Below are 13,584 nucleotides of genomic sequence, written 5' to 3' on the forward strand. Positions count from 1 at the left end.
TCTTTCCGGGGACAACCCCGGACCACCGGCTGAAGCCGTCCGGACGACAGCCCGGCGCGAGGAGGTGAGGCCCGTGAACTTCTGGGAGTACATCGTCACCCGCCATCAGCAGCTGCTGGCGGATGCCTACCAGCAGGCCAGCCTCGTCTTCCAGTGCATGGTCGTCGCGACCCTCGTCGGCGTCCTCATCGGCGTCCTCACCTACCGCAGCGAGTGGGCGGGCAACTTCGCCACCTTGGCGACCTCGACCATCCTGACGATCCCCTCGCTCGCCATGATCGGTCTGCTGATCCCGATCGTCGGCCTCGGTGTCCCGCCGACCGTCATCTCGCTGACCCTGTACGGGCTGCTGCCCATCGTGCGGAACTCGATCGTGGGCCTGCGGGGCGTGGACCCCTCCCTCATCGACGCGGCGCAGGGTATCGGCATGTCCCGCATCGCCCGGCTCGCCAAGGTGGAGCTGCCGCTGGCCTGGCCGCCGATCCTCACCGGGATCCGGGTCTCCACCCAGATGCTGATGGGCATCGCCGCGATCGCCGCCTACGCGTCGGGCCCCGGTCTCGGTAACGAGATCTTCCGCGGCATCGCGTCGCTCGGCAGCAAGAACGCGCTGAACCAGGTGCTCGCGGGCACGGTCGGCATCATCATCCTCGCGCTCCTCTTCGACGCCGCGTACGTCCTCATCGGCCGCCTGACCATCCCGAGGGGGATCCGTGTCTGATTCCGTGCCCGAGAGCCACACGGCCGCCGCCACGGGGACCGCCACCGCCGACCCCGGCACGGGGCAGCCCGGCTCCACGACCGGGGCGACGATCGAGCTGGAGAACCTCACCAAGCGCTACCCGGGGTCCACCGCCCCGGCCGTCGACAACGTCAGCCTGGAGATCAAGGCGGGCGAGACCGTCATCTTCGTAGGACCCTCGGGCGGCGGCAAGACCACCCTCCTCAAGATGATCAACCGGCTCATCGAACCGACCAGCGGTCGCATCAGGATCGGCGGCGAGGACGTCACGGACATGGACCCGGTGAAGCTGCGCCGCAAGATCGGCTACGCGATCCAGTCCTCCGGGCTCTTCCCGCACATGACGGTCGCCCAGAACATCGCCCTCGTGCCGAAGATGATCGGCTGGTCCAAGTCGAAGATCAAGGCACGCGTCGAGGAGATGCTGGACCTGGTCGGCCTCGACCCGGCAGAGTTCCGCGGCCGCTATCCGCGCCAGCTCTCCGGCGGCCAGCAGCAACGCGTGGGCGTGGCAAGGGCGTTGGCGGCCGACCCGCCGGTACTCCTGATGGACGAGCCGTTCGGCGCCGTCGACCCGATCACCCGCGACCACCTCCAGGACGAGCTGATCCGGCTCCAGCGCGAGCTGCACAAGACGATCGTCTTCGTCACCCACGACTTCGACGAGGCGATCAAGATCGGCGACCGCATCGTGGTCCTGCGCGAGCGCTCGCACATCGCCCAGTTCGACACCCCTGAGGCGATCCTCACCAACCCCGTCGACGACTTCGTGTCCGGCTTCGTCGGCGCGGGCGCCGCTCTCAAGCGCCTCAACCTCACCCGCGTACGGGACGTGGAGGTCACCGACTACCCGACCGTGCAGGTCGACGACCCCCTCCAGACCATCTTCGACAAGCTGCGCGACGCGGGCACCAACGAACTGCTCCTGCTCGACAAGCGGCGCCGCCCCTACAAGTGGCTGCGGCGCGGCGACCTGATGCGCGCCAAGGGGTCACTGGCCCGCGCGGGCACCCTCGTGCACGACACGGTGACCCGGGACGCGACCCTGCGCGACGCGCTCGAAGCGGTCCTGACCGACAACGCGGGACGTGTCGCGGTCACCGGGCGGCGCGGCGAGTACGAGGGCGTCGTCGACATGGAGACGCTGATGAACTCCGTACACGAACTCCTGGACGCCGACCGGCTCGAGGCCGTGGAGCACCAGCACGAGCTGGAGGACCTGCGCGCCGCGCAGACCCACCAGGAGCAGGAAGGCGAGGGGGGACCGAAGGCGTGAACACCCCCAAGCCGCCCCTGGACGAGCGTCCCGAGGGCGAGCACGAGGTCAAGGGCGTCGCCTTCCGTGACGAGGGCGAGGCCGAGCAGGAGGCGCCACCGCCGCCGCAGGTCCGCGAGAAGCGCCGGATCTCCTGGCAGAAGCTCACGTTCCTGCCTGCCGTGGTCGTGGCCGTGCTGCTGGCCACCTGGCTCTGGTTCCAGCAGGCCGAACTGGACACGATCTCCGAGAACGCGATCTCGGGCGGTCAGGTGTGGAAGCTCGTCAAGCAGCACATCTACCTCACGGTGGTCTCCACGTTCTTCGTGCTGATCATCGCGATCCCGCTCGGCATCCTGCTGACCCGCAAGGCCTTCCGCAAAGCGACCCCGGTCGCCCTCGCCTTCGCCAACATGGGCCAGGCGACTCCCGCGATCGGCCTGCTCGCCCTGCTGGTGATCTGGCTGGGCATCGGCCGGCGGTCGGCCCTGATCGGCATCATCATCTACGCGATCCTGCCCGTGCTCTCCAACACCATCGCCGGGCTGAAGGCCAACGACCCCACGCTCCTCGAATCGGCGCGCGGCATCGGCATGTCACCGCTCGGCGTCCTCACCAAGGTCGAACTGCCGCTGGCCGTGCCACTGATCCTCGCGGGCGTGCGCACCGCGCTCGTCCTGAACGTCGGCACGGCGACCCTCGCCACGTTCGGCGGCGGTGGCGGCCTCGGCGTACTGATCACCACCGGCATCACCAACCAGCGCATGCCGGTCCTGGTGCTCGGCTCGATCCTGACGGTCGCGCTGGCCCTCCTGGTGGACTGGCTGGCCTCGCTCGCCGAACTCCTCCTGCGTCCGCGCGGGCTGGAGGTGCGGTCATGAGGCGTACGTACCGTGCGGCGGCGGCAGCGGGCCTGGTCGCGTCCCTGCTCGCCGGCTGCGGACTCACCAGCGGCAGCCCGATGGTCGACGACGTGAAGCCGGGCTCGGTCGGGAAGGGCAAGCCGCTCGAGGGCGCCAGCATCACCGTCACGTCCAAGGAGTTCACCGAACAGCTGATCCTCGGCGCGATGATGGGCATCGCCTTCAAGGCGGCCGGCGCCGACGTCCTCGACCGCACCGGCATCCAGGGCTCCATCGGCGCCCGTGAGGCCATCAAGAGCGGTGACGCGGACGGGATGTACGAGTACACGGGCACGGCCTGGATCACGTACCTCGGCCACTCCCACCCCATCCCCGACCCGCAGGCCCAGTGGCAGGCAGTCCACGACGCCGATCTCAAGAACGGCATCACCTGGCTGCCGCCGTCCGCGCTCAACAACACGTACGCGCTGGCCATGAACGAGGCCAACTTCAAGAAGTACGGCACGAAGACGCTCTCGGATGTGGCCGCGCTCTCCAGGAAGAACCCCAAGGCCGTCACGCTGTGCGTGGAGAGCGAGTTCGCCAACCGCGCGGACGGGCTGCCGGGCATGGAGAAGGCGTACGGCATGAAGATCCCCACCGGGAACGTCACGCAGATGGACACCGGGATCATCTACACGCAGGCCGCGAAGGGCACGTGCACGTTCGGCGAGGTCTTCACGACCGACGGCCGCATCAGGGCGATGAAGCTCAGGGTGATGGCGGACGACAAGCACTTCTTCCCGAACTACAACGCGGCCCCGGAGATGAACACCAAGTCCCTGAAGAAGTATCCGGCGATGGCGAAGGTCATCGAGCCGATCACGAAGAAGCTCAACAACACGGTCGCGCAGGAGCTGAACGCGAAGGTGGACGTCGACGGCCAGGACCCGCACGACGTGGCGAAGGACTGGCTGGTGAAGGAGGGCTTCGTGACGGAGTGACGACGGGTGTCGACGGGGTGAGGGGGGCCTGGGGCTAACAGCTGGGGATCTTGCTCGCCTCGCCCTTGTCCAGGGCCGTCAGCGCGGACACCGCGCCCTGCAGAGTCGTCACGGGGATCAGCCGCATGCCCTTGGGCACCTCGGCCTTGGCGTCGCCGCACTCCGCCCTCGGCACCAGGAACACCTTCGCGCCGTCGCGCCAGGCCGCCTGCGTCTTGAGCGACACCCCGCCGACCGCGCCGACCTTCCCGCCGGAGGTGATGGTGCCCGTACCGGCGATGGAACGGCCGCCCGTGAGATCGCCCCCGCTGCCGTTGCCGTCCAGCTTGTCGACGATGCCCAGGGAGAAGAAGAGCCCCGCGCTCGGCCCGCCGACGTCAGCGAGCTGAAGGTCCACCTTCACCTCGTTCGGGGACTTGCCCAGAAAGCCGAGCGCGGCCTCGGTCGCGGAGTCCTGCGACTTCTTCATCTCACCGAGGTTGTGCTGCTCGATCTCCTTGGTGGAATCGCCCGAGGGATATACGGAGTCGCGGGGCATGACCGCACGGTCCGTACGGAACCAGCTGTCGACGACGTCACCCAGACCCACCTCCGCATCGGGCCCCGTAGCGACGATCGTCACCATGCGCAGCTTCCCCGTGGTGTCCCGGGTGGGCGCCCCGGAGATCTCGATGACGGGCTTCCCCTTCGAGTCCCCGAGCACATCGGTGGTCGGCCCCGGCTGCGCGATGGCGAACGGCAACGGCGTAAACCCCGCTACGGCAAGCAGAGCCACCACAGGCAAAGCACAAACGGCAAGGGCCTTGGGCCGAGAAATCCGAGAGAGAAGCACGAGCCCAATCTAACGCGAGGGCCACACGACCCAACTGTGGCGGGGGCAGGGGCGCCCTTCGGGGGCGCGGGGAACTGCGCACCCAGCCACAACGAACCCGCACCCGACAACGGACCGCGGCATTCAGGGGCGCGGGGAACTGCGCAAAACGCCCGGCACTGATACCCCGCACAAACAACCAGCCGGCAGCGCGCTAGCGCAACGCATCGGCCACTTCCCGAGCCGCATCAAGAACCCGCGGCCCCACCCGCTCAGGCACGGAGTCCGAAAGCATCACCACCCCCACACTCCCTTCGAGCCCGGTCACCCCGACCAAGGGCGCCGCAGCGCCACACGCACCGGCCTCGAGCTCCCCGTGGGTCAGCGTGTAACCAGGCTCGGGCACCAGCCCCTGCCGCGCCGCGAGTATCGCGCGGCCCGCGGCCCCCCGGTCGAGCGGATGCCGGAACCCGGCCCGGTACGCCACGTGATAGTCCGTCCAGGTCGGCTCGACGACGGCCACGGCGAGCGCTTCCGAGCCGTCGACCAACGTCAGGTGCGCGGTGGCCCCGATGTCCTCGGCAAGAGATCGCAGCGCCGGCAGCGCGGCCTCCCGCACCAGCGGATGCACCTGGCGGCCCAGGCGCAGCACGCCGAGCCCCACCCGCGCCCGGCCGCCGAGGTCGCGGCGGACCAGGGCGTGCTGTTCGAGCGTGGCGAGCAGGCGGTACACGACGGTGCGGTTCACGCCGAGCTTGTTGGACAGCTCGGTGACCGTCAGCCCGTGGTCGGTGTCGGCGAGCAGCTTGAGGACTCGCAGTCCTCGGTCGAGCGTCTGGGAGGTCTCCGCGGTCACGACGCCCACTCCTTAGTGGTGAAGGCGGCGGCCCCCTCCGCGGCGGTTGCGACGCCGGTCCCGTGGGCGACGCGCGTCAGAGGCCGCCGGTCGGCAATCGACCCGGGCTTCGGATGGTCCCGGGCGGAGGCGCATGGCGCACCGGCTTCGCTCCGCGGCGGCTCTGCCACGGGGCGTGTGCGTTGCCGGGAATGTAGCGAGGTCGTCCCGCTCAGCGGAAGACTCCGTCCAGAATCCGGGCAGTAACTATCCCGACCTGTACCGATTGCCCCGTTACGGGGGCCAGGATCAACGGAGCGTGCACCACCTCTGCACGTAGCGCACACGATTCCCGGCGCGCCGAATACGGCCGGGATGAGACCCACACGGGCCACGCACGGGTCACCCACGGGCCGCACACGGCGCGCACAAGCACGCCGCGCGCCCGTCACTTCCCGTCAATTCCCGTGAAGCCCCGTCACTTCATCCGGGTGGCCCACTCCTGGACCTTCGCGATGCGCTGCCGCAGCTGCCCTGCCGTGGCCTCGGCGCTCGGCGGCCCCCCGCACACCCGCCGCAGCTCGGTGTGGATGACGCCGTGCGGCTTGCCGCTCTGGTGTACGTAGGCGCCGACCATGGTGTTCAGCGACTTGCGGAGTTCGAGGAGCTCCTTGTGGGAGACGACGGGCCGCCGCTCGGCCGGCATCTCCAGCAGGTCGGCCTCACTGTCGGGCTTCTTCTTGCTGTGCGCGATCTGCCGCGCCTGCCGCTTCTGGAGCAGCATCTGCACCTGGTCGGGTTCGAGGAGCCCGGGAATGCCGAGGTAGTCCTGCTCCTCCTCGCTCCCCGGGTGGGCCTGCATGCCGAACTCGGCACCGTCGTAGAGGACCCGGTCGAACGTGGCCTCGGACTCGAGCGCCTCGAAGGAGAACTGCTCCTGCTCCCCCGTGTCCTCGTCCTCCTGCTTGTTCGCCTCGTCCATCTCCTTCTCGGACTCGGCGTAGGGGTCCTCCTCCCCGTCCTTCTTCGGCTTGTCGAGCACGTGGTCGCGCTCGACCTCCATCTCGTTGGCGAAGCCGAGCAGGTCGGGGACGGTGGGCAGGAAGACGGAGGCGGTCTCGCCGCGCCGCCGCGAACGCACGAAACGGCCGACGGCCTGCGCGAAGAAGAGCGGGGTCGAGATGGTCGTCGCGTAGACCCCCACGGCGAGCCGGGGCACGTCGACGCCCTCGGACACCATGCGGACGGCGACCATCCAGCGGTCGTTGCTCGCCGAGAAGTCGTCGATCCGGCTCGACGCGCCGGTGTCGTCGGAGAGGACGGTGGTGGGCTTCGTGCCGGTGATCTCCCGGATCAGCTTCGCGTAGGCGCGGGCGGAGTCCTGGTCGGCGGCGATGACGAGACCGCCGGCGTCCGGGATGCCCTTGCGGACCTCGGTGAGCCGCTGGTCGGCGGCGCGCAGCACGCTCGGCATCCACTCGCCGCGCGGATCGAGAGCCGTACGCCAGGCCTGGCTGATGGCGTCCTTGGTCATCGGCTCGCCGAGGCGCGCCGCGATCTCGTCACCCGCCTTGGTGCGCCAGCGCATGTTGCCGCTGTAGGAGAGGAAGATGACGGGCCGCACGACGCCGTCGCCGAGCGCGCTGCCGTAGCCGTACGTGTAGTCGGCCGAGGAGCGCCGGATGCCGTCCCTGCCCTCCTCGTACTGGACGAAGGGGATCGGGTTGGTGTCGGACCGGAAGGGCGTACCGGTGAGGGCGAGGCGGCGGGTGGCCGGCTCGAAGGCCTCCAGGCACGCCTCGCCCCACGACTTGCTGTCACCGGCGTGGTGGATCTCGTCGAGGATGACGAGGGTCTTGCGCTGCTCGGAGCGGTTGCGGTGCAGCATCGGCCGCACGCCCACACCCGCGTACGTGACGGCGACGCCCTGGTACTCCTTGTTGAGCGGACCCGCGCTGTACTCCGGGTCCAGCTTGATCCCTATGCGCGCCGCCGCTTCCGCCCACTGCTTCTTCAGGTGCTCGGTCGGCGCGACCACGGTCACCTGCTGCACGACATGGTGGTGCAGCAGCCAGGACGCGAGGGTGAGCGCGAACGTCGTCTTGCCGGCGCCCGGGGTGGCGACGGCGAGAAAGTCTCGCGGCTGCTCCTGGAGGTACCTCTCCATGGCCCCTTGCTGCCAGGCACGCAGCTTCCCCGCGGTGCCCCAGGGGGCGCGGCCGGGGAAGGCGGGTGAGAGGTGGTGGGAGGAGGCGGAAGAGGTGGTGGCGGCGGCGGTGGTAGTCACGGTCTCCGGTTTTGACGCAGGTACGGGCGCGGGGTGCGGCTGCGACGTACTGACGCAGGCTGCGGGGCGCTGGCGCGGGCTTCTGACGCTGACTTCTGACGCGGGCTTCGGACGCTGGGGGTACGTACTTCGACGCTCGGGGGTACGTACGACAACCGGGCCACCCTACCGGTGGGGTGGTCGGGTCAGCGGGGGAACGGCGCCGGGGCGGCCCGTGATGCGACCCGTTTCACAGTCGGTCATATGTCGGCCTCACGGAGCGCGTACGGGTCCCGCACGGAGTGCGTACAGGTCCCACACGGAGTGCGTACGGCCGGGCGCCCGCCCGGTTTCAGCGGGCCTGCGCCCGGGACGTGGACGACCTCACGCGCGTAGCCACCCAGGCCCCCGCCAGGGCCACCGCCGCCATCGGCAGGAACACCGCGACGAAGGCCGCCGGATGCGACCCTCCGCCGGAGGAAACCGCTCCGTGGGCGGCCCCCACCGCTCCCCCGCCGAGCGCGGCGAACGCCGCTCCCCCCACGGCCAGCAGCACCACGTTGGACAGCCCGTCCGAGATCTGGAGGGCGGCCGAGTTGGCCCCCGCCTCCTCGGGCGCCGACAGTTCCAGCAACAGCACGCTCGTCGACGAGATGACCAGTCCCATCCCCAGGCACCCGAAGCCCCACGCCACGGCGACGATCCACACCGGCACGGCCTGGATCAGCACGCTCGGCGCCGTCGCGACGGCCGCCGCCACCAGCACCATCCCGCCCGCCATCAGCCGCTCCCGATGCGGCTCGAAGCGCGGCCGCGACTGCAGGAACGACCCGAACGCCCACGTGGCCCCGCCCACCGCGAGCGAGAGCCCGGCCATCATCGGCGAGAGCCCGCGCTGCGTGACGAGCATCAGCGGCACGAACGACTCGGCCGCGATGAAGGACCCGGCAGCGACACCGCGCAGGAGAACCACGGCGGGCAATCCGCGGGCGGCGCGGTACGTCCCGCGGGGCAGCAGCCCGAGCACGGCAGGCACGAGCAGTGCCACGCCCGCCGCACCGGGCAGGAGCGAGATCCACCGCAGGTCCTGGGCGGCGTACTGGAGCAGACCGGCCCCGAGCGAGATCCCGAGGGCGAGCCGGATGCGACGGCCGTCGACGGCTCCGCGCGCCGCGTCCTCCGCGGGTCCCGACGCGCGCCGCCGGATCTGCGGCAGCGCGAGCGCCAGCGGGAACACGACGAGCACCGGGATCCCGATGAACACCCACCGCCACCCGAGGTGCTCGGTCACGGCGCCGGACGCGAGCGGCCCGACGACGGACGGGACGACCCAGCTCGCAGCGAACGCGGCCATGATCGCGGGCCGCAGCCGTTCCGGATAGGCGCGGCTGACGACGACGTACAAGGCCACGATGACGAGCCCGCCCCCGAGCCCCTGCACGGCCCGCCCGGCGATGAACATCCACATCGACCCGGCGGTCCCGGCGAGCAGCAGCCCCACCGCGAACGCGGCGATCCCCGCCCCCAGCGGCCCGAGCGGACCGCGCCGGTCCGCCCACTGCCCCGAGAACACCATCCCGAACAGACTCGTCGTGAAGTACCCGGAGAACGCGAACGCATACAGCGACACCCCGTCCAGCTCACGCGCGGCGACGGGCATGGCGGTCCCGACGGCGGTGGCCTCGAAGGCGATCAGCAGGACCACGGAGACGATGCCGATGCTCAGGGACCGGTAGGAACGGCTGAGGACGCCGACGCCGGGCGGGGTGGCCGGAGCGGGCGAGGTGGCGGCGGTCGGGGTGACGGCGGTCGGGGTCGGGGTCAGGGTCGGGGTGGCTAGGACATCGGCGTCGTCGCGCGGTTCCAGGGTGGCCATACGGCTCAGAGTAAGGGGCACGACAGCACTTGACCCCTGTCGGTGGTCCCCGTTCTCCTGGTCCCTTGGTCGTACGACCATGAACGCCGTATGGCAGTCACATTGCGGCCCACGCGCCTCTCTTGGCGCGGCGGACCAGGGGCCGTACGGTCGAGACATCGAGTTCAACGAACTTTGTTCGGAACTCAGTTGGCCGTGTGCCCGAGTGGTTGAGGGATTCGCCTGCAAAGCGAAGCACGCCGGTTCGATTCCGGTCACGGCCTCGATCAGCACGCTCGTGGAAGGGCGCCCCGTTTCGGCGGGGCGCCCTTCTGTGTTGCATCGCGGCTCCCCGTCAAGCCGGACGGAGTACGTCACCCGAGACGGACGCCCCTCCGCCCGCCCGCCACCGGGTCGCGTCACTGATCACCCGGACGTGGGGTGACCAGCCCGCCCCGCCCCTCGTTGCCCAGAATCCCGCCTCGCCGCAAGGCAGTTGGGCGATGCGCGGGATGCGAGCACACACGGGGAGGACATCGGCATCATGGTCATCGGACCTGCTCAGGGGCAGCAGAATCTGGCTTCGTCACCGGCGCGGAAGCGCGCCGCGGCACGGGCGATCGAGAACCACATCGAACCTGACACGCGCCACGCGGGCGAGTGGGCGGACGAGGACACGGGCGCCGCCGTCCGGGCGTTCGACGCGAAGGACGGGCACGGATGGGACACGTCATCGGCCCTGAAGAAGGCGCACAAGGCCTGGGCGGATCAGGTGAAGTCCCTGATGAACAGGCTGGGTTCGGAGAAGGTGTCGCTGCGCGCCACCACGGCACTCCTCCAGGGAACGGACTTCGGCGTAGGGGCGCACGCCCGGACGTCGTCCTCACTCGACCGCTACTGACTGCCGTACGCCCCGACCGCTACGTACTGCCGTACGTCCCGACCACTACGTACTGCCGTACGACCCACCCGCCACGTACTGCCGTACGACCCGACCGCCCCCGACCGACACACGAGGACAGGACAGGAGAGGGCCGGACCCATGCCCACGTACCACGAGATCATGACCACCGACCTCGCCACGCTCACCACGGCGGCCGACCGCTGGGACGGCATGGCGAAGGAATTCGGAAAGCGGGAGGCGGACTACAAGCGGGACGTGCACGGCATCACGCCCGGCCCGCCGTCCCCCGCGGCCTGGACCGGCCTCAGCGCAGACGCGGCCGGCAAGCGCTTCGACGTAACGCTCCACGAATTCCAGAACGCCCAGACAGAAGCAAAGGCGATCGCCTCGCTGCTCCGGGACGCGCACGCGCAGTTCACGACGTTGCGCGGCCGCCTCTCGTCCGAACGCCAGGAGGCAGTCAAGGCCGGCATAAAGGTCTCGGACCGGGGGGTGGTGGCGTACGACGAGGAGCGCGCGGCGGCGAGCGAGTCGGGCTCTGCGATGCACGACCCCGGAAGCAGAGCCGAGGTTCACAGGGCGGTCGCATCCTGGCAGGTGCGCATCGACAAGGCGGTGCGCGCGGTCGGGGACGCCGATGCGGGTGTCGAGATCGCGCTGAGCGCGGCGGTCTTCGACTCCGTCCTCACCGACGGCACGGGCAACGGATTCAACTCCCGCGCCAAGGGCGACATCGAACGGTACGAGGCCGACGCGGCAGCGGAATCCGCTCGCGAACTGGCTGACGGCGGACGACTCACACCGCACCAACTCGCGGAACTGCAACGCTCGTTCCGCGACAACAGCCACGATCCGGTATTCAGCCGAACCGTCCTCGACAGCCTCGGCGCGAACGGCACGATCCGCCTCAGCAACAGCCTGAGCGACCTCGCCCACGTAACGGACCCCCGGCACGCCGCGGATTACGCGTCCCTCGAAACAGGCCTCGCCAACTCCCTCGCGACAGCCACCAAGAACTCCGACTCCAAGTGGTACAAGAACTGGCGGACGGAAATGCGGAAGGCGGGCGTCGCCCGCTACGAGACCGATGTCCAGGCGGCGAGGCTGGACAAGGTCCGCGGATACCAGTCCCTGGTCACGCTGATGCAGCACGGCGACGGATACGGGCGCGACTTCCTCGAGGACCTCGGCGACGACATGATCAGGGCCGAGAAGAAGAACCCTGACATCTGGGACCTGAAGGGCGAATACAGCGGGAAGCGGGACGGCTGGTTCGCCAACGACCCGGTCGACGGCGTACTCGGCGTCATGAGCCACGAGCCGGCGACGGCGGCGCATTACCTCAATGACGACGACCGCATGAAGTACCTGATGCACGACCGCGACTGGAAGGTCACGCTGCACACGGACGAGGCGGCAAAGGCGACGGTCTACACCCCGTCCCTGGACAAGGACACCCACAAGGGCTTCGCGGCAGCGCTCCAGGCGGGCACAACGGGCCTCGACCCATCGGACCCGAACGCCAAGTACGTCGAGCACTCCAAGGACAACAATGAGGTGTTCAAGTCGTCGCTGAAATACCTGGCAGACGAGGGCGACAAATTCCCGGCGTCATTGAGGGAACCTATGGCGAAGATCCTGGTCAATCATGGGGATACGGTGCATGGGGCGGCGAGCCGAATCGAAATGAAGGGGTCCGCCATCGAGCAGGACACGCTATACGAGGTCGTGAAACAGGTATCCAAGGACCAGGCGTCGTACGCCGCGCTCAACGGCGGGATCAATCACGCAATTGTGAGCGATATTCACGACCCCGATCAGAAGCGCCCGCTGGATTCACTGACGCGTGCGGGACGAACAGTGGGGTTCCTGGAGCAGGCAAGGGTCGCCGCTGCGGGTGACCCCAAGACCGCAGAGTTCAAACACAAGTGGGTCGTCGATCAGGCCATTGGATACCTCCCCGTCGGCAGCGATGAGGTGCAGTCAGGAGTTGACTACGTGACAGAGAAGTGGCTGGCCGACGAACAGCGAAATCTCGACAACAAAGCAGCAGACGCCAATATCGCCAACTACAGCAATCGAAACGATCAGCTCATGGCTCTGGCAGAGGAGTGGCGCAAGGTCCATCACACTCGCGACTCACCGTACGATCCGCAGAACGTAGTTGACCAAGCCGCTGACGCGGGGTCCCAACGCGCTCATGGCGTATCAGGGGAGCCCACCCAGTGAGCCTTCGCAACAGGGTGGGCGGAGCATATGCGCTGGCGACCTTCACTCTGCTCTGCGTGCCCGCCTGTACCGCGCAGGACATCAGCATTCCAAGGTCGATTTGCGACACGCCCGTCGAACAAAAGCTCACTGCACCCCTGCTCAAACCCACAGGGGAATTAAGCGAGTGGCACACCGCCGGCCGGGGAGGGAAGGAGACGTCGGTGTGCATCATTTCTGTCGACAAATCCGAAGCGCTGCGATTCAGGTTTGCCTGGCATACCGACACCATCGACCCTATGGACTACTCGTCACTCGACAATTCTGTCACCGGACTGTGGGAGCCAAGACGCGTAAGCCACTTGGCCGAATCCGCCACGCTCGGAGACAACGGAGCGATCGCCACGACCCGATGCGAGGACCGGGGAAAATGGCACTTCACCCTCGCCCTCAAAGTCACTCGCGATCAAAAGATCGTCCACCAGAGAAACGAAATCGAGCAGTTCATGCGCGCCTACATGCCCGCAACCATGAAAGCCGTGGGCTGCACCCACCCCTGAAAGACCAAGCGGCAGCGCCCGTCATCCCCCAGCCGTAAGAATCACGCCCCCACCCACAACAATCACCGCAAACGCAACAAACACCGCCACGAAGAGCAGCAGTTTCCCGGCGGAAGGTCCCGGCTCGTAAGCGCGCGGCTCGGGCTCATCCGCCGGATTCTGGCGACCTGAAGGCTCACCTGTCGTCGTCACGGCTGCCGTCCTCTCAACGCGAAGTTCGCACCACCAACGTACGACTCCACGGAGACGGGCTGTCAGGCGACCCGCCCAGACAAGGTGGCACGGGCCCGGCCCGACCCGGC

At 68.7% G+C, this 13,584-nt stretch carries 11 protein-coding genes and 1 tRNA gene; 8 read left to right on the forward strand and 4 right to left on the reverse strand.

What is annotated here, in order from left to right; translation table 11 throughout:
* Positions 1-73: 73 nt before the first annotated feature.
* From AC07EJ_RS25160 to AC07EJ_RS25175, 4 genes are read left to right on the forward strand one after another with little or no spacing between them, the layout of a single operon-like run.
* Positions 74-721, forward strand: a complete 648-nt coding sequence (locus AC07EJ_RS25160; protein WP_389488136.1) for an ABC transporter permease — start codon at positions 74-76, stop codon at positions 719-721.
* A complete protein-coding gene (locus AC07EJ_RS25165) occupies positions 714-2,018 on the forward strand; it encodes a betaine/proline/choline family ABC transporter ATP-binding protein (RefSeq protein ID WP_389488134.1) in 1,305 nt (434 codons plus the stop codon). The genes AC07EJ_RS25160 and AC07EJ_RS25165 overlap by 8 nt, the downstream gene beginning before the upstream one ends.
* The gene (locus AC07EJ_RS25170) at positions 2,015-2,878 is read left to right on the forward strand and encodes an ABC transporter permease (protein ID WP_389488132.1); all 864 of its coding nucleotides are present in this window, start codon (positions 2,015-2,017) and stop codon (positions 2,876-2,878) included. Before AC07EJ_RS25165 ends, AC07EJ_RS25170 begins: the two co-directional genes overlap by 4 nt.
* Positions 2,875-3,843, forward strand: a complete 969-nt coding sequence (locus tag AC07EJ_RS25175) for a glycine betaine ABC transporter substrate-binding protein (protein ID WP_389488130.1) — start codon at positions 2,875-2,877, stop codon at positions 3,841-3,843. The genes AC07EJ_RS25170 and AC07EJ_RS25175 overlap by 4 nt, the downstream gene beginning before the upstream one ends.
* A 34-nt stretch (positions 3,844-3,877) precedes the next feature.
* Here the strand turns inward: AC07EJ_RS25175 and AC07EJ_RS25180 are convergent, their stop codons facing one another.
* The 4 genes from AC07EJ_RS25180 to AC07EJ_RS25195 all read right to left on the reverse strand — a co-directional run bounded on the left by AC07EJ_RS25180 (position 3,878) and on the right by AC07EJ_RS25195 (position 9,631).
* Complete coding sequence (locus AC07EJ_RS25180) at positions 3,878-4,675, reverse strand: S16 family serine protease (RefSeq protein ID WP_389488128.1); 798 nt, start codon at positions 4,673-4,675, stop codon at positions 3,878-3,880.
* A gap of 193 nt (positions 4,676-4,868) precedes the next feature.
* Positions 4,869-5,510 (reverse strand): IclR family transcriptional regulator, encoded by a 642-nt coding sequence (locus AC07EJ_RS25185; protein WP_266671017.1) that lies wholly within the window; start codon positions 5,508-5,510, stop codon positions 4,869-4,871.
* Positions 5,511-5,967: 457 nt separating this feature from the next.
* The gene (locus AC07EJ_RS25190; RefSeq protein ID WP_389488125.1) at positions 5,968-7,776 is read right to left on the reverse strand and encodes a DEAD/DEAH box helicase; all 1,809 of its coding nucleotides are present in this window, start codon (positions 7,774-7,776) and stop codon (positions 5,968-5,970) included.
* Positions 7,777-8,107: 331 nt separating this feature from the next.
* A complete protein-coding gene (locus tag AC07EJ_RS25195) occupies positions 8,108-9,631 on the reverse strand; it encodes an MFS transporter (RefSeq protein ID WP_478884966.1) in 1,524 nt (507 codons plus the stop codon).
* A 191-nt stretch (positions 9,632-9,822) separates the two neighbouring features.
* On the opposite strand from AC07EJ_RS25195, the gene AC07EJ_RS25200 reads away from it, so the two are divergent.
* The 4 genes from AC07EJ_RS25200 to AC07EJ_RS25215 all read left to right on the forward strand — a co-directional run bounded on the left by AC07EJ_RS25200 (position 9,823) and on the right by AC07EJ_RS25215 (position 13,282).
* Positions 9,823-9,894 (forward strand) — tRNA-Cys (locus AC07EJ_RS25200).
* Positions 9,895-10,154: 260 nt separating this feature from the next.
* Entirely contained in the window at positions 10,155-10,511 is a 357-nt protein-coding gene (locus AC07EJ_RS25205) for a hypothetical protein (RefSeq protein WP_478884967.1), read from the forward strand.
* A 162-nt stretch (positions 10,512-10,673) separates the two neighbouring features.
* Complete coding sequence (locus tag AC07EJ_RS25210) at positions 10,674-12,743, forward strand: hypothetical protein (RefSeq protein WP_478884968.1); 2,070 nt, start codon at positions 10,674-10,676, stop codon at positions 12,741-12,743.
* Positions 12,740-13,282, forward strand: coding sequence for a hypothetical protein (locus tag AC07EJ_RS25215; RefSeq protein WP_393582188.1), 543 nt, complete (start codon positions 12,740-12,742; stop codon positions 13,280-13,282). The genes AC07EJ_RS25210 and AC07EJ_RS25215 overlap by 4 nt, the downstream gene beginning before the upstream one ends.
* Positions 13,283-13,584 lie beyond the last annotated feature (302 nt).

Source organism: Streptomyces sp. NPDC045026 (genome assembly GCF_056432625.1).